Genomic DNA, 19,946 nt, shown 5'->3' with positions numbered 1-19,946 from the left:
GTGTAGTTATGGCTGCTTTTCCCGACATGAATGCTGATCAAATTAGATGACCACGCCGTCGGCTCGTCGGCCCGGCACACTCGGTACGCCCCGGCGCCCACGAGAGGGGAGGGCGCGGCGGGAGGAGCCGGTGAGCGCCAGACCCGCCACGATCGCGCCCGCCCCGAGCAGGGACGCCGTCCCCGGCACGAAACCGTTCACCGTGAACGTGAGCAGGCCCAGCCCCACCAGCGCGGTGGCCAGCAGGATCCTGACCGTCCCGCCGGTGTACGGCCCCGTCGCGGGAGGCGTCTCGAACCTGGCGAACCCCCGGAGCAGCGGCCACATCGCCAGGGCGAGCATGAGCAGCCAGTGGGGCCAGCCGGACAGCCAGGCCGACGTCCCCGGCTCGGGAGTGGAGATGCCCAGACCCACCACGACCACCGAGACGATGACGAACAGCGCGCTCATGTGCCACAGGTAGAGGGTCATCATCCGGCAGCCGGCCCAGTCCAGAGCCCGAGAGACCCCCGGCCACTCCGCGAAGGAGACGATCCACCGGCGCAGCGCCAACGCGAGCCCGATCTGGCCCACCCCGACCGAGAGCAGCGCGACCGTGGGGGGCGCCATGTTGGAGACGGAGGCCCCCGGCATCCCGATCATGCTGAGCGGGTAGGGGCCGAAGGCCGTGAGCGCCGCGCCCAGACCGTACCCGGCCAGGGCCAGGACCCAGGGACGGCGCAGCCGGCCGTCGACATAGAGGAAGCCGAGCTGGTGCACCGCCAGCCAGACCAGCACGATGTTGGGGAGACCGGCGATGTCCAGGCCGCTGGTGAAGCGCAGGACGTCCACCGCCACGGCCCCCGCCGCCAGCGCGACCGGCACCCGCCAGCCGTACACCATGTTGAGCCTGAGCATCGGCGTCGTCGCCGCCACCGCGACGAGATAGATCGCGAGGAACCAGAGCAGCTGCCCGGCCAGCCGTGAGGCCGTCATGACCGGCTGCTCGGGAACGCCGAGCGCGAGGAGCAGGTGGGGCAACGGCAGCCAGACCGCCGCCAGCGGGACCACCGGCCAGGCCAGGCGGCGCAGGCGTCCCGCCAGCCACGCGGGGGTCGCCTCGCCGCGCCTCGCCGCGCTCCGCCGGCTGATCGCGTTGGCCGCGCCCCCCGCGAAGAACACCAGCGGCATCACCTGGCTGAACCACGTGATCATCCATCCGTTCCCCACGGCCAGCGCGTTACCGGTGGAGATCCGGCCGTCGGCGAAGGAGAGCAGCGGCATGCTCCAGTGCTGGAGCACCACCAGGACCATGCCGAACACGCGGAGCACGTCGATGAACGGGTCACGCGCGGCGCGCGCGGAGGCCGGGCGAGGCGCCGTACGGGGGAGTGGGACGGCTGTCACGGGCGCGGTCGCCACCGAGTTCGCGGGAGCCGACGCCGCGGTCGCCGCCGCGGTCACGGGTCGCGGCGCCGTCGGAGACACCGACGTAGGCGCTGCGGGAGGCGCTGCCGAACCAGGGATCACGGCGGTCAAGGGGATCTCGATTCTCAGGGAGGAAGATCTCCGAAAGGAGGATCTCGGGGAGGGAGGGCGAAAATCGCGGGTGTGACGAGCGGGTGTGACGATGGGAAAAGCCTCCCGCCAGGAGCCCGGCGGCACAGTGACGCGCGCAGCAGTCTTCTCGCCCGATCTCCCCACCGTCCCGGGTAGTGCTGGCCCCACCCCGGTACGCGGGCACACAGGGTCGATCGACGGGGCCGGCCCTCGTAGCGTTGGCGCCATGAGAACCCTTCTCGGCCGCATCGGCACCGACACCCGCTACCTGATCGTGGGTTTCCCGCTCTCCGTCATCTGGTTCGTCCTGATGGTGGCCGGCTTCGCCGCGGGGATCGGCACGACCGTCGTGTTCGTGGGGTTGCCCATCCTCGCGACGACCCTCCTGGTGGCCAGGGGGTTCGCCGACGTCGAGCGGCGCTGGCTGCCCGAGGTGCTCGGCCGTCCCGTGGCCCGGCCGAGATATCTGCCCGCCCCGGAGAGCGCCGGATGGTTCCGCAGGATGATCAACCCGCTCACCAACGGCCAGTCGTGGCTCGACCTGCTCTACGGCGTCGTGGTCTTCCCGATCTCCATCGTCACCTTCGTGCTGGCGACGGTCTGGTGGGCCGGGACGATCGCCGGTCTCGCCTACCCGCTCTACGGGTGGATCATCTACGCCATCCCCGGCAACGACGGGGGACTGGGCAGGCTCCTCGGCCTGGGTGACAGCCTGTGGGTCGATGTGATCATCAACACCACCATCGGCGTGCTCTTCGCCCTCACCCTCCCGGCGATCGTGCGGGGCGCCGCGCTCGTCCAGGCCGGGCTCGGCAGGGCGATGCTGACCGGGGTGGCCGAGCTGCACGAGCGCATCGACGACCTGGCCGAGGGCCGGGCCGCCGCGGTGTCGGCCGAGGCCAACGCGCTGCGCCGGCTGGAGCGCGACATCCACGACGGGCCGCAGCAGCGCCTGGTCTCCCTGGCGATGGACCTGTCGCGGGCCCAGCGCCAGCTCAGGCGCGACCCGGGGGCCGTCGAACGGATGCTCGGCGAGGCCATCACCTCCACCCGCGACACCCTGGACGAGCTACGCGCCCTGTCGCGCGGCATCGCCCCGCCGATCCTCAGCGACCGCGGCCTGGCCCCGGCGCTCGCCGCGCTCGCCGGCCGGTGCACCGTCCCCGTCGAGCTGGACGTCCAGGTCGTGGGGCGCTTCCCCGCGGCCGTGGAGAACACCGTCTACTTCGTCGTCGCCGAGTCCCTCACCAACGTCGCCAAGCACAGCCAGGCCACGATCTGTACCGTGACGCTGAGCAGGACGGGGGACTTCCTCATGCTGACAATCGGGGATGATGGGGTCGGCGGCGCCCATGTCGCCAAGGGACATGGCCTGTCGGGGCTCGGGGACCGCCTGAAGGCGGTGGACGGCGAGCTGGCGGTCGACTCACCCGTCGGAGGGCCGACGGTCATAGTGGCGGAGGTTCCGTGCGGGTAGTTGTGGCCGATGACGCGGTGCTCATCAGGGAAGGCCTGATCAGGCTCCTGGAGGAGTTCGGCTGCCAGGTGGTCGCGGCGGTGGGCGACGGCGACCGCCTGGTGGAGGCCGTCGCGGAGCACCGGCCCGACGTCTCGGTGGTGGACGTACGAATGCCGCCCGGCTTCACCGACGAGGGGCTGCGGGCGGCGGTGGAGGCGCGCCGGAGGGTTCCCGGCGCGCCGGTGCTGATCCTGTCCCAGTACGTGGAGGTGTCCTATGCCGACGATCTGCTCGCCGACGCCAGGGGCGCGGTGGGATACCTGCTCAAGGACCGCGTCGTGGACGTGGACGACTTCATGGGAGGGCTGCGCACGGTCGCGGCCGGAGGTACGGTCTTCGACCCCCAGGTGGTGGCACAGCTGATGGTGCGACGCCGCCGCGACGATCCTCTCGCCCAGCTCACCCCGCGAGAGCGCGAGGTGCTCGGCCTGATGGCCGAGGGCAGGTCCAACCCGGCCATCGGCCGTCAGCTGGTGGTCAGCGACGGGGCTGTGGAGAAGCACATCCGCAGCATCTTCGCGAAGCTCGGTCTGTACGCCGAGGACGGTGACCAGCACCGCCGTGTCCTCGCGGTCCTGGCCTACCTGCGTTCCTGACACACCTTCCCGCACCCGTGCTCCCGACCGCGAGGAGGAACAGTGATCTCGGTCTTCGGCAGTGCCAACATGGATCTCGTGGCCTACGTCGACGTCGCCCCCGCGCTCGGCGAGACCGTGACCGGCCGTGCCTTCCGCACGGTGCCCGGTGGCAAGGGCGCCAACCAGGCCGTCGCCGCCGCGCGGGCGGGAGCCGCGGTCGCCTTTCTCGGCGCGGTGGGCGACGACGCCTTCGGGACCGAGATGCGGCGTACGCTCACCGAGGCGGGGGTCGACGCGACCCACCTGCGCACGGTCCCCGGCCCCTCCGGCATCGCCCAGATCGTGGTGGACGGCGACGGCGGCAACTCGATCATCGTGGTCCCCGGCGCCAACGGGACCGTGACCGCTCCCTCGGAGGCCGAGATCGAGGTCATCTCCCGCTCTGACATGCTGCTTCTGCAGCTGGAGCTCCCCATCGAGGCCGTCACCGCGGCCGCCAGAGCCGCCCGCGCGGCCGGGACCACCGTCGTCCTCACCCCCGCGCCCGTCCAGCCGCTCCCCGCGGAGCTGCTGGAGGCCGTGGACATCCTGGTGGCGAACGAGCACGAGGCCTCGGCGATCACCGGCCTGGCCGACCACGAGGCAGCCCTGGAGAAACTGAGGGGCGAGGTCGGATGGGTGATCATCACCCTGGGGGCGCGCGGCGCGCTCACCGCCTCGGGCGACGGGCCCGCGGTGCGCGTCGAGGCCCCCACGGTGGCCGTGGTGGACACCACGGCCGCGGGCGACACCTTCGTGGGAGCCCTCGCCGCGGCTCGCGTCGAGCGGCAGCCCGTCGAGCGGGCCGTCCGCTTCGCCACCGCGGCCGCGGGCCTGTCCGTCCAGCGCGCGGGTGCCAGCACCTCGATGCCCACCCGCGCCGAGATCGACGGGAGCCTAGCCGCTGATGAGGGAGGTCTCTGACAGCGTGAGCAGGAACGCCCCCGCGGCGAGCAGCGCGATCGGCCAGGAGCGGCTGATGGCGGACCAGATCGTGGCGGCCAGGAAACAGACCAGGGCGAGCAGCACGAGAACGTCCACGAGAATCCTCCAAAGGGTCATCCCAGACGATCATCGTCCGGGGCAAGCCCTCACTGCCCCGCGGTCGGCGGAGGTAACACACCGCGCTTCTGTTTCACCGGAATGACGATTTCCGCCGCCCCTTTTTTATTCATATATCCGTTTATGCGCTTTCCCAGAGGGCTGCGGCGGTCTCCGCGCAGACGATGTCCTGGGCAACGGTGCCGCCACTCACGCCGACCGCGCCCACCACCCGGCTCGCCCGGCCCGCCCCGTACCCGTCGCCTGACCCTCCGAGCGGCACACCCCCGCCGAAGCACACGTACCGATCACCCGCCAGACCGTACAACTCGCCTCCCGGCAGGACCAGCGGCGCGAGGTCGGCGGTCGGCATGCGGTGGGCGAGAGCGGTGTACGCCTTGCCGGGGGCGAGGACGGATCCGGTGATCCGCGCGCCGTCCATCCGCTGGAACGCGACCAGGTCCCCGCCCGCGTCGACCACGGCGACCGAGACGAGCGCCCCCTCCCGCGCGGCCTGCCGCACCGCGGCCTCACACATGCGCAGTGCGAGTTCCAGGTTCACCGGTCTCCCCACCGTCTCCAAACCGTCTCGAAGGTCGTCGGCGTGGACGGCCGGGTGCGCGTGCGCCGCCGTTCTGGTGATGTGAGGTGTCATAACGATGCGACGCCCGCGAGGGCCTTTCGGAGGACCGGAGCGGGCCGGGACCGTCGTCCCGTAAGGGAAACGGCACCGCGGGGCGACACCGGAATCTCGGATAGGATCTGGCGTCTCGCGCGCCCGATCCGACCGACGATGGAGGAGCCGATGCGGGTCCACGACCTGTCCGCCGGGGGTGACGTGCTGGCCCGCGTGCACGATGTGGCCCGCGTGGCGACGCGGATCCACGGCCTGCCCGACGCCGAGGTCACCCTGGTCAACGTGTCGGAGAACGCCACCTACCGGGTGGACGATCCGGTCTCGGGCACGCGTTCCATCCTGCGGGTGCACCGGCTCGGCTATCACTCCACCCCGGCGATCCTGTCGGAGCTGTCCTGGCTGGAGGCGCTTCGTGAGCAGGCGGGGATCCGCACCCCCCGGGTGATCCCGGCTCCCGACGGTTCCAGGGTGCTGACCGTCCCGGGCCCCGAGCCGCGCGACTGCGTGATGTTCGAGTTCCTGCCCGGCACAGAGCCGTCCCAGGACGATCCACTGCCCGGCTTCGAGCGGCTCGGCGCCCTCACGGCGCGGATGCACCGGCACGCGCGCGGGTGGTCCCCGCCCGAGGGGTTCACCCGTTTCCACTGGGACTACGAGGCCGCCCTCGGCGCCGAGTCGCGGTGGGGCCGCTGGCAGGACGGCCTGGGGATGGACACCGAGGCGCGGGCCGTGCTGGGGCGGTTGGACAAGGAGTTGCGCGAGCGGCTCCACCGCTTCGGCCGCGGCCCCGGACGCTACGGCCTGATCCACGCCGACCTGCGCGCCGCCAACCTGCTCGTGGAGGGTGAGAACCCGCCCGGCGTCATCGACTTCGACGACTGCGGCTTCGGCTGGTATCTCTACGACCTGGCCGCCGCGGTCAGCTTCGTCGAGCACCGCCCCGAGGTTCCCGAGCTGATCGACGCGTGGGTGCGGGGCTACCGGACCGTCCTGGACCTCCCGGCCGAGGACGAGGCCGAGATCTGGACGTTCGTGATGTTCCGCCGCCTGCTGCTCGTCGCCTGGATCGGCACCCACACCGGTGCCGACATCGCCACGGAACTCGGCGCCGGCTACACCGAGGGCACCTGCGAGCTGGCGGAACGCCATCTCGGAGGCTCGCTCCGCTGACCCTGCTTGTCGGCTGCCCGTCGGCTGCTTGTCGGCTGTGCGACGCGCCGGGTGACGCGAGGGTGTCGGTACGTGCGTCATGAGACGTCGGTGACGCCGGAAGCCCGGCCCGGCGCGAAGCCGCCCTGCCCGGCGGAGTCCAGGCCGGGAATCGACCGGGCGGCATCTGACCCGTGTCGCCGCCCGGCCTGAGGTCCAGGTGCCGGTTTCAGCCCGAGACGAAAGCGGCGCTGTGATCGGCCGCCCAGGTGAGGAACGTACGGGGAGTACGCCCCAGCACCCGCTCGACGTCCCGGGTGAGCCGCGCGTTGCCGTCCCGCGCCACCTTCCGGGAGCCGTCGATCGCGAAGGCGGCGAACTCGGGATCCACCCCGGCGGCGATCATCCGCTCGTGGTACACCTCCAGCGGCACGTCCACCGTCTCGACGGCCCGCCCGAGCGTCTCGCCCAGCGCCTTCGCCATGTCCGGGACGCTGAGCAACTCGGGTCCGGTCAGTGTGAGGACGGTTCGTACGTGCTCGCCGGACGTCAGCGCCGTCACCGCCACCTCGGCCACGTCACGCGGATCGACGACCCCCTGCCTGCCGTTGCCCGTCGTGTTCGGCACCGGTCGCCCCTGCTGAACCTGGGGAACCCACCTCAGGGTGTTGGAGGCGAAGCTGGACGGTCGCAACACCGTCCATTCCAGCTCGCTCGAGCTCAGCGCCCGCTCTCCGGCCAGATGCCAGTCCCCGACCTCGGCGTCCTCGTGATCCTCCCCTGTGCCGATCGCCGAGACCTTCACCACCCTCCGCACTCCCGCGGCCCGCGCCGTCGCGACCATCGCCTCGTCGTGCCGGGCGAGCCACGGGCCCGGGGCACTGAGCAGGAACAGGGCGTCGACACCGCGGGCCGCCTCGGCCAACGACCCCGTATCGTCGAAATCCCCCCGTACGACTTCCACCCCCGGCAACGTCGCGCCCTTCGACGGTTCCCGGGTCATCGCCCTGACACGCTCACCCCGGCCCGCCAACAACCGGACCACCTCACCGCCGACCGTGCCCGTGGCACCTGTGACCAGAATCATGCGCTCACCCTGACAGCCCGCCCACCAGCCCTTATAGGAATTTTCGGCACGCGTGCGCAGCCTGCGGTCCGGCTAACCTTGTGGTCATGAGCATCGAGGTCCCGATGGCCGTGCCGGACGGCCTGCGGTCGCTGATCAAGGCGGTGAGCGTGCTCAGGGCGGACGATCCCGCAACGGGTGAGCGGCAGCCGCTCGTGCACGTCCCCGACGCCGACACGTCCCTCGTCTTCCGTACGACCGCGGCGGGGCAGAGCGATCTGCTGGTGATCGGCCCGCGCACGCGCGCCTCGTACCACGTCGGCAAGGACATCCCGCTCTGCCTGCGGCTGAGGGTGCTTCCCGGCGCCGCCCGGCCGTTGCTCGGCGTCCCGGTGAGCGAGCTCACCGACCGGGTGGTCCGCCTCGAGGAACTGTGGGGCTCCTCCTACGACCGGCTGAAAGCCATGCTGAGGCAGGCGGGCGGGGACGACGGCCTGATACTCGGACATCTGGAGGCGGCGCTGTCGGCCAGGTCGTCATCGGACGGGGCGCGAGGCGAACTGGTCCAGGCCGCCGTCCAGGCGCTGGGCGGTCGCACGGGAAAGCGGCGCAAACCGCTGCCCGCCATCGCCCGCCACCTCGCCGTCAGCGAACGTCACCTGCGCACCGTGTTCGCCGAGGCCGTCGGCCTGCCGCCCAAACGCTTCGAACGCATCGAACGCGTCCGCGAGATCCTCACCCTCGCCCGTGTCGGCGGCCCCCGTTGGGCCGACCTGGCCGTGGCCGCCGGCTACTACGACCAATCCCACATGACAGCCGAGTTCCGTACGCTGATGGGCGTCACCCCCGGCGCCTTCTTCGAGGGCCGCCTGCCCGCCCCCCAGCCCTGCTGACACGCTCGCTGCGTAGGACTTGGGCTGCGCCGCCCGGTCTGCGGCCCGCTGACACTCTCGTGCCACCTGACACGACCCCCGGTCGCCCGGTCCGCTCGTCGTCCACCGCCCGCGCTCGTCCGGCCCTCGAATCCGTCATCACCCGTCCCTCGCGGACGCGGCACTCGCGCACGGGGTGTCCGGCGGCGTGGCGCACGGTGACCGCGCGTCCGGAATCGGGAAATCGCCCCTACCCGCCGCCGATCCCGGGAATACCGGAGGTGAATACGAGACGGCACACGCACATCACCGCGTGTGCGATGGATATTCGGATAGCGGGATTCTCCCGTACGGGCACGACACCTTACCGAACGTGACTTTCTGCTTCCAGTCTCCGAATCCGGAATGTTTTCCGGCGCCTTCGCCGTGCCTCGGTCAGGGGCCGTACGGGGTCAGGACTTCAGTTCGCGCCTGATGTCCTCGTCGTCCGGGGCGAGTTCCAGCGCGCGGGTGAGATCGGCGACCGCCTCCCGGTCGCGTCCGGCGGCGCGCAGCGCCATCGCCCGGTTGAACAGCAGGGCGGGATCGTCACCGGCGTCGAGCGCCCGGGTGAAGTCCGCGACGGCCCCCTCGGGATCGCCGGTCTCGAACGCCAGCAGTCCTCGGTTCGCCCAGGCGGCGGCGAGCGAGGGGGCGAGTTCCAGAGCACGGTCGAAGGCGGTGCGCGCCCTGTCGTAGCGGCCCTCGGCGGTCTCCACCTGGCCCAGCGCGCACAACAGGTACGGGTTGGCGGGATCGATGGCGAGCCCGGTCTCGGTGTCCGCCCTGGCCGCGGCGTACTCGCCGAGCGCGGCCAGCAGCCCCGCCCGGTTGGCCAGGCCGTCCACGAACTCCGGGTCCAGCTCCAGCGCGTGGTTCAGGTCGGTGAGCGAGCCTCGATGGTCACCCGCGGAGAAGCGGATCTCGGCCCGGTTGTAGTAGGGCTCGGGGAAAGGAGGGCCGACCCGCATCGCCGTCTCGTAGTCGGCGACCGCCTCGTCCATCCGGCCCAGGCGGTGCAGCAGGTTGCCCCGGTCGATGTAGTAGTCGGGATAGCCGGGGTCGGCCGCGATCACCGCGTTCAGGTCGCCGAGCGCGTCCTCGGGACGGCCCAGCATCACGGCGAGTTGCGCCCTGTTGGCCAGCAGCACCAGCCGGTGTATCGGGTGCTCGCCGGGCAGCAGGTCTCGATCGGCCAGGGCGACGGCCTCCTGGACCAGCTCCAGGGCCTTGGCGGGACGGCCGCGCCGCACCTCCACCAGCGCCCGGCCGTTGAGGTCGAACCCCAGTTTGAACGCCCGCTCGCGAGGATCGGGCAGCAGCGAGGAGATGGCGATCGCCTGGTTCACCAGCGCCAGCGCGGCGTCGGGGTCGCGCTGTGCCGGGTCGCGACGGCGGACCTTCAGCATTCCGGTGGCGTAGGCGGCGGAGGCGTGGACGACGGGGGAGAGGCTCTCGCGCCTGGCCACGTCGAACAGGGCCTCCGAGTCGTCCTCGCGGCCGAGTGCGGCCAGCGCGGTCGCCGTGCTGTGCAGGAGCCGCCACCACGTCGCGGGGCCGTCGTCGGGGTGGGCGAGGCGCAGGGCACGCTCGCCGAGATCCACCACGGCGTCGTGGTAGCCCTCGTCCAAGCACCACTGCACCGCGAACAGGAACGCCTCCACCGCCTTCGACGGGTCACCGCCGCGCTCGCGGTGGTACGGGATCGCTCCGAGTCGCGCGCCGAGTGTCCCCTCCCTCTCCAGTTCGTCGGCGAGGGCGTCGTGCCGCTCCGCGTCGAGGCTCTCCTCGGCAACGGCACGTTCCCGGGTCAGCACGGTGAGCAGCTTCCCGGGGACACGGCGCCGCAGCACCGTCAGGAGCTCGAGGTCGGTGGGGTCGGCCAGGTCGATGTTCTCGACGACGAACGTGCGGGCGCCGGTTTCCGACAGGTGCTCACGGACGAACTCGGCCAGACCGTTGGCCAGGCGCAGCGTGCGGCGCGGGGCGTGCACCAGGATCCGTTCCGCGGCCGGCAGGCTCGCGGCCACCGACCGGCGCCGGGCGGGGATCCGATCGCGCAGGTCGGGCGCGACGGCGCGTAACTCGATGTCGTAGCGGGAGACGAGTTCGGGCCGGGCGGCGGGTAGCAGGGCGGAGACGATCGCGCTCCCGGCGGTGTACGGCCCGCGCAGGCGCCGATCCGCGTCCACCGTGTCCACGGTGGGGGGCGGCGGGTCTCCTTGCGGTTGCTGTCCCCGACTCACCGGACTCCTTTAACTCGATTAGTCGATATTTGGTGATATGACTCTACCGGGGAGCCGGCGCCCATCGCTGGACGCCGGTTCTGCGATTCCGCCTCAGCCGATGTGTTTAGGGCTGGCGGTGCCACTGAGTGCGATGGTGCCAGGCTTGTGAACAATAACACGCTTCATTGCGGGCCTTCCTCACGAATAATAACAAATTGCAAGTATTCGCAGTAATCGCCCATATTGACAAGAAGTATTTCTTATCGTGGCCTGATCCGGACAGTCCTATGGACAGGTGCCGCGTGGTGGTCTCGCTGAGACCGGCCTGTCCGCGATCCGCGCAGGGAGCCGCTGACGTGCCGCATCGGCTCGCCTCGTGGTCTCGTACGCGTGACGGGGGACCGTGGAGAGCCGCGACGCCCTCCGGGTCCGGCCGTCGCGGCGGGCTCCCCCCGCGGGTGAGACCCTGGTGCGATGAGAGAACCGAGGAGTCGCTGGACGGACATCGCCGGGGGCGACGCCGGGGAGCGGTACGCGGAGAGGTTCGCCCGGCTGGCCGAGTCGGGAGCGGACATGCACGGTGAGGCGCGGCTGTGCGCGGAGTTGCTGCCGCCGCCGGCCCGGGTGCTGGACGCCGGGTGCGGCACCGGGCGGGTGGCGATCCGGCTCGCCGAGCTGGGATACGACTGCGTGGGCGTCGATCTCGACGCGTCCATGCTCGCCGTCGCCCGGAGGGTCGCGCCGCGCCTGCCCTGGATACTCGCCGACCTCGCCGACCTCGGCGATCCCGTGGCGCTCGCGGACCGTACGGGTCAGGAGAACCGGATCGTACGGGATGAACGGGGTAATTACATTCAGAGCGGCGAGAAGGGCGGGAGCTTCGACATGGTCGTCGCCGCGGGAAACGTCATCCCCCTGCTCGCCCCAGGGACCGAGGCGCGGACCGTCGCGGGCCTCGCGGCGCTGCTGCGGCCCGGCGGGCTGCTGGTGAGCGGGTTCGGGCTGGACGCCGCCCACCTCCCGCTCGCCTCGGCGACGGTCACCCTGGCCGACTACGACGGCTGGTGCCGCGACTCGGGGCTCTCCCCGCTGAGGCGCCTCGCCACGTGGGAGGGCGCGCCCTACGACGGCGGCGGATACGCGGTGAGCGTTCACACGCGCACCCCGGACCGACGGGGCCCGCGGGGGTAGTAACTTCGTCCCATGCGACTGGGCGTTCTCGACATCGGTTCCAACACGGTCCATCTGCTGGTGATGGACGCGCACCGGGGGGCCCGGCCGCTGCCGGCGTACTCCCACAAGGTGGACCTGAGGCTCGCCGAGCACATGGAGGACGGCGACCGCCTGTCCGCGCGAGGGGCCGCGCGGCTTCAGGGGTTCGTCGAGGAGGCGCTGCGGCTCGCCGAGGACAAGGGGGTCGAGGACCTCATGGCCTTCGCGACCTCCGCGGTCAGGGAGTCGGTGAACGGCGAGGAGGTCCTCGCCAGGATCAAGGCCGACACGCAGGTCGACATCGAGGTGCTGTCCGGCCAGGACGAGGCGAGGCTGACGTTCTTGGCCGTGCGCCGCTGGTTCGGGTGGTCGTCCGGGCGGCTGCTGGTGCTGGACATCGGCGGGGGATCACTGGAGATCGCCTCGGGCATCGACGAACAGCCCGATGTGGCGGTGTCGCTCCCGCTGGGGGCGGGCCGGCTCACCCGTAACTGCTTCACCGCCGACCCGCCACCCGCCGAGGAGGTGCGGGCGCTGCGCAGGCACGTACGGACCGAGATCGCCCGCACGGTGGGCAACGTGTCCCGATACGGTCAGGCCGACCACGCGGTGGCGACGTCCAAGACGTTCAGACAGCTCGCCAGGATCGCCGGGGCCGCGCCCTCGAACGAGGGGCCGTCCGTGCGCCGGGTGCTCAGGCACACCGACCTCGTCGGGTGGACCGACCGGCTCGTCAAGATGACCACCGGGCAGCGTGCCGAGCTGCCCGGGGTCTCCGAGGCGCGGGCGCCGCAACTGCCGGCCGGGGCGATCGTCGCCGACGCCGCGATGGACCTGTTCGGGGTGAGCCAGCTGGAGGTGTGCCCCTGGGCGCTGCGCGAGGGAGTGATCCTGCGGCGGTTGGACGCGATGCCCGAACGGTAAGGTTTGCCGGGGCGCTCACAGGTAAGAGCGGGTGGTTATGAACACCCCTCAGGCTCATGTGGAAGGTGCCGCTCGTAAAGCGGCCAACAGTCAGACACTGGACAGGCTGGCGCGCGTCGGCATAGCGGGCCGCGGTGTCCTCTACGGCTTGATCGGTTTCCTCGCCCTGCAGATCGCCTTCGGCGGTGGCAGCGGAGGCAAGGAAGCCGACAACAGCGGCGCGATCGAGACGGTGGCCGAGCAGCCGTTCGGGACGTTCCTGCTCTGGCTCATGGTGATCGGGTTCGTCGCGCTGGTCGCCTGGCAGCTGTCGGAGGCCGTCATCGGCCGCGGCCAGACCAAGGACAGGGTGGAGGCCGCCGCACGGGTGGTCGTCTACTCGCTGGTGGTGGCGACGCTGCTCAACGTGCTGCTGCGCGGGGACTCGGGCTCCTCGTCGGACAGCCAGTCGAAGGACATCACGGCGATGCTGATGGACCTGCCCGCCGGGCAGTTCCTGGTGGGCCTGATGGGGCTGGGGCTGATCGCTCTGGGAGGCTACTGGATCCACAAGGGCTGGAAGAAGAAGTTCCTTGAGGACCTGCGCACCGGAGAGATGCCCGCGAAGGCGCGGAACCTCGCCGAGAAGTTCGGCATGGCCGGTTTCATCGCCCGAGGCGCGATCGCCGTGGCCGCAGGTGTCTTCATCATCCAGGCCGCGATCACCTACGACCCCGACAAGGCCAAGGGCGTCGACTCCACGCTGCGCTCGCTCGCCGACACCCCTGTCGGTCCGTGGCTGCTCGGTCTCATCGCGATCGGTCTGCTGCTGTTCGCGGCCTACTGTTTCTTCGAGGCTCGCTGGCGCCGTCTGTGACGGATGGAACCGCACGGTACGCCAGGTGCGGACACGCAGGTGAAAGCCGCTTTGGCAAGCCTCACCTGGCTATCCGGTAAGTGATCACATTCCTACTTTTCCGCGACATCTTCCCCGCCGACCTCCGCGTCTTCCCAGAAGTGAAACGTCATCGGAGGGGGCGGTATGGACTCGTCGGAGTACGACGGCAGTGAATGGGTTCTCCGCCTGGCGGGGTCCCCGGACCAGGTGGCGAGAGCGCGCCGCCTGGTCTCGGTGATTCTGGGGCGAGACCACCCCCTCCACGACGACTGCGTCCTGCTGACGAGTGAGATCGCCACCAACGCGGTGATCCACTCCAGGTCGGGGGACGGCGGGGCGTTCACCGTCACGGTGGTCCACTCACCGGCGGGAGTGCGCGTCTCGGTCCAGGACGAAGGCTCCTGCCAGGCCCCCACCGCGAGCCGAGCCTCGGCCGACGCGACAGGGGGCCGGGGCCTGCCCATGCTGGAGACGCTGGCCCACCGCTGGGGCATGGTCAGGGAGGCGGGCTCCAACAGGGTCTGGTTCGAGCTGGAGATGGCCGACCTGCGCACGGGCGACCTCGCCGCCGCCCGGTAGACCCGCCGCGTACCGGGCGGGAGCGCCTCCTCGCTCAGCCGGGCCGTCGCGGCGTCGTGAAGGGCCGCGTGGCCGGGCGGACGTCCAGGTCGGCCAGCAGCCCGGCGATGCGGGCGGCGCGGAGCGGGTCGACGGGCAGGACGTGACCGGTCCACCAGCGGGCGACCTGTGGGGTCGGCCCCGAGGGAACCCGGTCCAGATAGTCGTCCAGCGGCGGGTCGTAGATGAAGCCGGGCACCACGCCGCGGCTCTCCAGCCGGGCGACGACCTCGTCGCGGTTCTCGACCAGCAGGGGCACCCGCAGCAGCGGCAGCGGCGCCGCCTCGCGGACGCCGTCGGCCGCCCAGGGCAGGGCGCGGAGCAGCTCGACCCCGGCCACCCGGCGCTCCCGTTCGCGGTCGATCACCCGGAACCGGGAGCGGTGGTATCCGCGGAGCAGCGCCCCCTGGCGCATCCGCCAGTCGTCGAGGTCGATCCGTAGCCAGTGGTCCATGGCGCGCGGGTCGACCGGGTCGGCGGCGACGACCGCGCGCAACTCCTCCTCGCGGGGCGGGCAGCGGTGGCCGGTCCAGCGCACGAGACCCAGCGCCTTGAGGGCGTGCCACATCGGCCTGACCAGCCCGGTGCGGTAGATCGTCTCGCGCAGCACGGGCCGCAGCGTGCCGAGCAACTGGGCGCGCGCCCCTCCGGGGAGCAGCAGCTCGTCCCTGGCACGCGCCAGCTCGGGCAGCACGGCCGGGTCCTCCGCGGTGAGGAACCCGCCGGACATCGCCCGCCCGTGCTTGGCGAGGCTGAACACCCCGGCCGTACCGAACGTGCCCGCGGGGCGGCCCTCCACGGTCGTCTGCATGGCGTGCGCCGCGTCGTCGAGGAGGATCACGCCGCGCCGGTCGCACTCTGCGCGCAGCTCGGTCACCCGGTCGGGCTGACCGTACAGGTGGGTGGTGACGACACCGGCGAGTCCGGTCCAGTCGACGGCGGGGACGTCGATGTTGCCGTCGCGCCAGGAGACCGGCGCCATCACCGGCTCAAGTCCGGCGGCCAGCACGACGAACAGCACCGTCTCACAGTTGGTCGGCGAGATCAGCACCCTGTCGCCGCGCTTGAACCAGTGGCGCAGCGCGAGGAGCAGGCCGAACCTGGCGGACGGCACGTGGAGGCACTCCTGGCCGATCCGGTCACGCATGACCGCCTCAAGCGCGCGGCGGCCGTCCGCGGGGCCGGAGGTGGCAAGGCGGGCGCTCATCGGGCCTCCTTCCGAGGGCTCATCGACTCTTCCTGCCGGTGCGCAGCCGACCGTACCGCTTCATGGCCCGGTCGGCGGCGCCGTACAGGACCGGGCTGTCGAGGATGAACCGCCGCACCCGGCGGACCGGCTCGGTACGCAGCCAGTGCGCCGCCGCGCCCATCGACCGGCGGCGCACGATGCCCTCGGTGACCGGGACGGTCCTGCTGCACAGCGCGTCCTTGTACTCCGAGCCGTTGCTGATGCCCAGGTCCAGCGAGGTGATCCCGAGCTTCGCGGCGGACTCGACCATGCGCAGGTGCTGGATCAGGCCGGGGGAGTATCTGGCGTACTCGGGATCGTACGCGGGGAACCAGCCGATCATCGTCGTGCCGGTGCGCAGCCCGAAATGACCCGCGACGGGCCTGCCGTCGGCGTACAGCATCGACAGCGGCCCCGCGAAGTCGTCGGTGTCGACGGCGTGCAGGCGTTCGACCAGCTCCACGACCCACGCCTTGCCGAAGCGGTCGGCGCGGCCCATCCGCTGGTACTGGGCGGACTTCCACCGGCGCAGCAGCCGGAAGCTCTCGGGGTCGTCCACCGTGAACTCGGAGGTGACCTCGCCCACGTCGCGGCTCAGCTTCCGCTCCTTGTACAGGGTGGACTTGAGGAACTTCGGGGAGCGTCCGCGCAGCTCGTCGAGGAAGGCGTGGTAGCCGTCGGAGAAGTCGAGGACCACGGCCTCCTGCCTGAGCGTCTCGAACGGCTTGAACCACGGCTGGTGGTCGACCAGACAGCCGAACTCCCACACGCTCAGCCCGCACGCCCGAAGCAGGGCGTCGGAGTCGAACTCGGCGCCCGGCCGGTGGACGACCCCCTGGGAGAGCGACACCCACCCGCCCAGAGCGGCACTCACCCCGCCGCCGTGCAGTTCGAAGGGGAAGAACCCCACGGGCCCGTCGGACTCGCTGATCACCGCTACCCGCGCTTCCGGGCGGACCTCGCCCATCGCGATCGTGAAGTCCGGGCTGAGAAAGGGATTGTCCAGGTGTGAGGTGGAACATTGCATTCCGCGCCATGCCGAGATCTCGGCCGGGCCCAACTCCGCGGGCCGGATGACGCTGATTCTCATGCGCCGTCCCCCGTCGCGCCGGGGCGACCGGCGGTGTGCGCAAACCTACCGTTCACGAGGCCGATGGTCCTTTCTCGAAGCCTGGGACCAGGCAATCGGACGTCGTTGGAGCAGGGGAGGTCCGGACGGCGGGCATGGGGACGTGCGTCACGGCACGTGGAAACCGTCCCAGAACCAGGCGGCGGCTGATCCCCCGATCACGAACCGCCGATCCCCCGACTTCCCGAGTGGCGAATCCCCCGATCCGCTCTTCCCTCGAATCGCCACCCGATGCGCTGAATCTATCGGGATATCGCCCTATTCGCTTAGTAACGAGATAGTTCGCTTGGTAATACGGCAGGCTCGCTACGCGACGTCGAAGGAGGCCGGTCCCGAGGGCGTCCTGGGTGGCAGCGGAGGGACCGCGGGGATGAGCCGCTCGATGACCGGCAGGGCGCGATGGGCGTACAGCGGGTCGATCGGCAGCACGTGCCGGGCCCACCAGCGCGCCACCTCGGGCTCGGGTGAGGGGTCGGTGAACTCGGGCAGGTAACCGTCGTACGGCGGGTCGTAGAGGTATCCGGTGGCGACCCCGTGCCGCTCCAGCTCGGCGATGGCCGCGTCGCGGCCGTAGACCAGCAGCGGAACCCGGAAAAGCGGCTGGTCCAGGTGGCGGCGTACGGCCGGGGCGACGGTGGGCAGCGCGGCCAGCGTCGAGACACCGGCGATCCGCCGCGACCGCTGGCGGGGCAGCGCGTGCAGGCGCCTCGACTGGTACCAGCGAGAAAGGTGGCCCCGCCTGGCCCGGTAGTCGTGCAGGTCGGCCCGGACCCAGGAGTCGAACGCCGGCAACTGCTGGGGTGCGTACTCCATCGCCTTGAGCAGATCCTCGGGGCGTGGCGCGATGCGGTATCCCTCGCGCTCCTCCTCCATACCGAGGGCACGCATCGCCTTCAGCGCCGGGCGGACCATGTTCAGGCGCAGCGCGGCGTGCCGGCCCGCGGAGGTCAGCACACTGTGGATCTCTTTCTTGAAGACACCGGGCTGCAGCAGCCGGTCGCGGTCACGCTCCAGGGCGCGCAGATCCGAGAGGTGCTCGACCGCGATCACTCCGCCGGAGCCCGCTCCCGCGTGCTTGGACAGGCTGAACACGCCGGCCACCCCGAAGGTGCCGATCGGCCTGCCGTTCACGCTCGTCTCGATCGCGTGTGCGACGTCCTCGATCAGGATCTTGCCGCCGAACGCGGCCACCCGGTCCGGTAGGCCGTACAGGTTGGTGGTGAGCACCGCGTCGACCGTGTCGAGGTCGACGGCGTCGACGTCGATGTTGCCGTCGTCGAGGGAGAGGGGGGCGATGACCGGGCGCAGCCCGGCCGCGAGCACGAGGAAGAGGATCTCGTCCGCCGACAGCGGTGACATCAGCAGCCGCTGACCGGGGCTGCACCAGTGCCGCAGGGCCAGATACAGGCCAAGGCGGTTGGAAGGCAGCGGAAGGCAGAGGCGATGAGTCCGCTTCGCCACTATGTGCTCAGGAGTCACCGGAGACCAGATATCACGTACGACATCGTGACCGCAAACCGGAAGGGTCGTGTCGCCCTAACCGGTCGCCACCTGGGATGTTTTGCCATGTTTCATCACTCTGCGCATGTTTGGGAAGATCAGCAGCGCGACCAGGAGCTGGCTGCCGAGCATGGCGTAGCCCACCGCGGCGATTCCGAAGTGGGGGAAGAGCACCGCTATCGAGGTGAGGACCAGGACGGCCATCCCGATCTGGACGAGGGCGAGCTTGCGTGCCTCGCTCTGGGCGCGCAGCATGCTGAGGCAGATCTCGATCACCGTCTGGGGGAGCACGGCGATCGCCATCAGGCGCAGCAGCGGCGTGCCCGCCTCGGCGAACCCCGGGCCGAACACGCCCAGGATCAGCGGCGCGCCGATCACGACCACCGCGACGACCGGCCCGACGATCAGGAAGGTGCGCCGCAGCGCGTTGCGCACGCTCTGTCCCAGCTGGGCGGCGTTGAAGGAGCCCTCGACGGTGAGCGAGACCGCCATGTTGGCCGCGAGCAGCCCGACCATGGAGCCCAGGGTGTGCGCTATCGAGAAATAGCCGAACGTCGGGGCGTCGTCGAGCCAGCCCGCGACGATGACCGGGACGAGATAGAGGATCAGCAGGATGGAGAACGCGCCGGGGAAGTCTCCGGCGAGGAAACGCCCCACCTCGCGCAGGCGCGGCGGGTTCGCCGCGGTCACCTCGGTGTTCTTGACGTGCTTGGGGATGATGACCCCGAAGATGAGCCAGCTGATCGGGATCAGCGCTATGGCCGTCGGCACGATCCACGAGACGAAGATGCCGCCGAAGACGCCGCCCTGCGGCAGCGCGTGCGCCAGCGCGATGAGCAGGCCCATCTTGACCAGGCCGAACGCCAGGCTGTTGACCGGCACCCAGACGGCGTTGCGTAGCCCGGCCAGCGTCACGTCCTGGAGGGTGAAGATCGTCCACACGAGCACCGAGGCGAGGAAGAACAGGCCGGGACCGAGCCCGCCGAGGTCGGCGTAGACCGATCCCCACAGCGGTAAGGTCAGCAGGAACCCCAGCGCCGCCACCAGGCCGGTGGCTCCGGCGACCGCGTAGCCGCGCAGGATGAACTCGGCGGTGCGGCGCCCGGCCACCGGGATGAACCTGGCCATGGCGCCCGCGAAGGCGAGCCCGGTCAGGGAGGAGAACAGCCGCATCGCGCTGATCTGGGCCTGTCCCTCACCGAACGCGGTGGCGCTGTACAGGTGCGTGGCGAGGAACCAGTAGCCGAGCCCCAGCACGGCGGTGATCCCCGTGTTGATCATCAGCGCGTAGCCCTGCAGGAACAGTGGGTTCCTGAGGTCCTTGCGGAGGCGGTCCATCAGGCCGGTCCCGCGTGCCTCGGTGGCCGTCCCGCCCGTCGCCCGCTCGCCTCCGTCGCGCGTCACGCCGCCATCGTCGGCCGGGCCGCTTGCATCGACCTTGCCGCCGGCTGTACGGAGACCGGAGGCCGTGTTCGCGCCGGGGCGGAGAATGTCCGGCCCGCTGCCCGGCGTGGGGGCGCCGCTCCCCGGCCTGGCGTGCCGGCCGGTGCCGTGCTCACTCACGCCGGTCTCTCCGATCCGCGCCATCCCCGAAGGCGGCGCGGGAGCGCCGCGGATCGCTCGGGCGGGGTGGGGCGGTGGTCTCGTCGACGGTGTCGGAAGGGCGCGTCACCGGCCTTCGCGTCTCGTCGCGAGATCTGCCGGTCACCGGGGGGTACATGAGAATCGGCACGTGAGTCATGATGCCCCAG

The 19,946-nt window shown here is 71.0% G+C and carries 18 protein-coding genes; 9 read left to right on the top strand and 9 right to left on the bottom strand.

Going from position 1 to position 19,946, the window contains the following annotated elements; genetic code table 11:
- Window positions 1-42: 42 nt before the first annotated feature.
- Window positions 43-1,386 carry an acyltransferase family protein gene (locus tag ACFY3V_RS11610; protein WP_389772456.1) on the bottom strand — a complete coding sequence of 448 codons (1,344 nt, stop codon included), beginning with the start codon at window positions 1,384-1,386 and terminating at the stop codon, window positions 43-45.
- Window positions 1,387-1,765: 379 nt separating this feature from the next.
- On the opposite strand from ACFY3V_RS11610, the gene ACFY3V_RS11605 reads away from it, so the two are divergent.
- The 3 genes from ACFY3V_RS11605 to rbsK are packed head-to-tail and all read left to right on the top strand — an operon-like array spanning window position 1,766 to window position 4,599.
- A complete protein-coding gene (locus ACFY3V_RS11605; protein ID WP_350943784.1) occupies window positions 1,766-3,016 on the top strand; it encodes a sensor domain-containing protein in 1,251 nt (416 codons plus the stop codon).
- Window positions 3,007-3,654 (top strand): response regulator transcription factor, encoded by a 648-nt coding sequence (locus tag ACFY3V_RS11600; protein WP_350943783.1) that lies wholly within the window; start codon window positions 3,007-3,009, stop codon window positions 3,652-3,654. Before ACFY3V_RS11605 ends, ACFY3V_RS11600 begins: the two co-directional genes overlap by 10 nt.
- A 42-nt stretch (window positions 3,655-3,696) precedes the next feature.
- A complete protein-coding gene (rbsK, locus tag ACFY3V_RS11595; RefSeq protein ID WP_389772452.1) occupies window positions 3,697-4,599 on the top strand; it encodes a ribokinase in 903 nt (300 codons plus the stop codon).
- Here rbsK and ACFY3V_RS11590 read toward each other — a convergent pair.
- Window positions 4,573-4,716: a hypothetical protein gene (locus ACFY3V_RS11590; RefSeq protein ID WP_350943780.1), complete on the bottom strand. Its 144-nt coding sequence runs from the start codon at window positions 4,714-4,716 to the stop codon at window positions 4,573-4,575. The genes rbsK and ACFY3V_RS11590 overlap by 27 nt on opposite strands.
- A gap of 142 nt (window positions 4,717-4,858) precedes the next feature.
- Complete coding sequence (locus tag ACFY3V_RS11585) at window positions 4,859-5,278, bottom strand: heme-binding protein (RefSeq protein ID WP_350943779.1); 420 nt, start codon at window positions 5,276-5,278, stop codon at window positions 4,859-4,861.
- Between the two features lie 243 nt (window positions 5,279-5,521).
- Between ACFY3V_RS11585 and ACFY3V_RS11580 the strand changes: the two genes are divergently transcribed.
- Complete coding sequence (locus tag ACFY3V_RS11580) at window positions 5,522-6,523, top strand: phosphotransferase enzyme family protein (protein WP_389772448.1); 1,002 nt, start codon at window positions 5,522-5,524, stop codon at window positions 6,521-6,523.
- A gap of 208 nt (window positions 6,524-6,731) precedes the next feature.
- Here the strand turns inward: ACFY3V_RS11580 and ACFY3V_RS11575 are convergent, their stop codons facing one another.
- The gene (locus ACFY3V_RS11575) at window positions 6,732-7,589 is read right to left on the bottom strand and encodes an NAD(P)H-binding protein (protein ID WP_389772445.1); all 858 of its coding nucleotides are present in this window, start codon (window positions 7,587-7,589) and stop codon (window positions 6,732-6,734) included.
- A gap of 86 nt (window positions 7,590-7,675) precedes the next feature.
- Between ACFY3V_RS11575 and ACFY3V_RS11570 the strand changes: the two genes are divergently transcribed.
- Complete coding sequence (locus ACFY3V_RS11570) at window positions 7,676-8,461, top strand: helix-turn-helix domain-containing protein (RefSeq protein WP_389772442.1); 786 nt, start codon at window positions 7,676-7,678, stop codon at window positions 8,459-8,461.
- Between the two features lie 431 nt (window positions 8,462-8,892).
- Here ACFY3V_RS11570 and ACFY3V_RS11565 read toward each other — a convergent pair whose 3' ends face one another.
- Window positions 8,893-10,671 (bottom strand): tetratricopeptide repeat protein, encoded by a 1,779-nt coding sequence (locus tag ACFY3V_RS11565; RefSeq protein ID WP_389772439.1) that lies wholly within the window; start codon window positions 10,669-10,671, stop codon window positions 8,893-8,895.
- Window positions 10,672-11,181: 510 nt separating this feature from the next.
- On the opposite strand from ACFY3V_RS11565, the gene ACFY3V_RS11560 reads away from it, so the two are divergent.
- The 4 genes from ACFY3V_RS11560 (at window position 11,182) to ACFY3V_RS11545 (ending at window position 14,299) form a co-directional block, all read left to right on the top strand.
- Window positions 11,182-11,898, top strand: a complete 717-nt coding sequence (locus ACFY3V_RS11560; RefSeq protein WP_362897078.1) for a methyltransferase domain-containing protein — start codon at window positions 11,182-11,184, stop codon at window positions 11,896-11,898.
- Between the two features lie 12 nt (window positions 11,899-11,910).
- Entirely contained in the window at window positions 11,911-12,843 is a 933-nt protein-coding gene (locus ACFY3V_RS11555) for a Ppx/GppA phosphatase family protein (RefSeq protein WP_362897077.1), read from the top strand.
- Window positions 12,844-12,880: 37 nt separating this feature from the next.
- Window positions 12,881-13,699 carry a DUF1206 domain-containing protein gene (locus tag ACFY3V_RS11550; protein WP_362897076.1) on the top strand — a complete coding sequence of 273 codons (819 nt, stop codon included), beginning with the start codon at window positions 12,881-12,883 and terminating at the stop codon, window positions 13,697-13,699.
- Window positions 13,700-13,864: 165 nt separating this feature from the next.
- Window positions 13,865-14,299, top strand: a complete 435-nt coding sequence (locus ACFY3V_RS11545) for an ATP-binding protein (RefSeq protein ID WP_389772434.1) — start codon at window positions 13,865-13,867, stop codon at window positions 14,297-14,299.
- 34 nt (window positions 14,300-14,333) lie between these two features.
- Here the strand turns inward: ACFY3V_RS11545 and ACFY3V_RS11540 are convergent, their stop codons facing one another.
- The 4 genes from ACFY3V_RS11540 to ACFY3V_RS11525 all read right to left on the bottom strand — a co-directional run bounded on the left by ACFY3V_RS11540 (window position 14,334) and on the right by ACFY3V_RS11525 (window position 19,758).
- Window positions 14,334-15,545, bottom strand: coding sequence for a DegT/DnrJ/EryC1/StrS family aminotransferase (locus ACFY3V_RS11540; RefSeq protein WP_389772430.1), 1,212 nt, complete (start codon window positions 15,543-15,545; stop codon window positions 14,334-14,336).
- A gap of 19 nt (window positions 15,546-15,564) precedes the next feature.
- The gene (locus tag ACFY3V_RS11535) at window positions 15,565-16,656 is read right to left on the bottom strand and encodes a GNAT family N-acetyltransferase (RefSeq protein ID WP_362897073.1); all 1,092 of its coding nucleotides are present in this window, start codon (window positions 16,654-16,656) and stop codon (window positions 15,565-15,567) included.
- 345 nt (window positions 16,657-17,001) lie between these two features.
- Entirely contained in the window at window positions 17,002-18,156 is a 1,155-nt protein-coding gene (locus ACFY3V_RS11530) for a DegT/DnrJ/EryC1/StrS family aminotransferase (protein ID WP_362897072.1), read from the bottom strand.
- A gap of 75 nt (window positions 18,157-18,231) precedes the next feature.
- Entirely contained in the window at window positions 18,232-19,758 is a 1,527-nt protein-coding gene (locus tag ACFY3V_RS11525) for a hypothetical protein (RefSeq protein WP_362897071.1), read from the bottom strand.
- Window positions 19,759-19,946 lie beyond the last annotated feature (188 nt).

This window comes from Streptosporangium sp. NPDC000095, assembly GCF_042899335.1.
Taxonomy (GTDB): domain Bacteria; phylum Actinomycetota; class Actinomycetes; order Streptosporangiales; family Streptosporangiaceae; genus Streptosporangium.
Note: the sequence above shows the minus strand (reverse complement) of the source record. Positions and strands in the feature narration are given on the sequence as shown.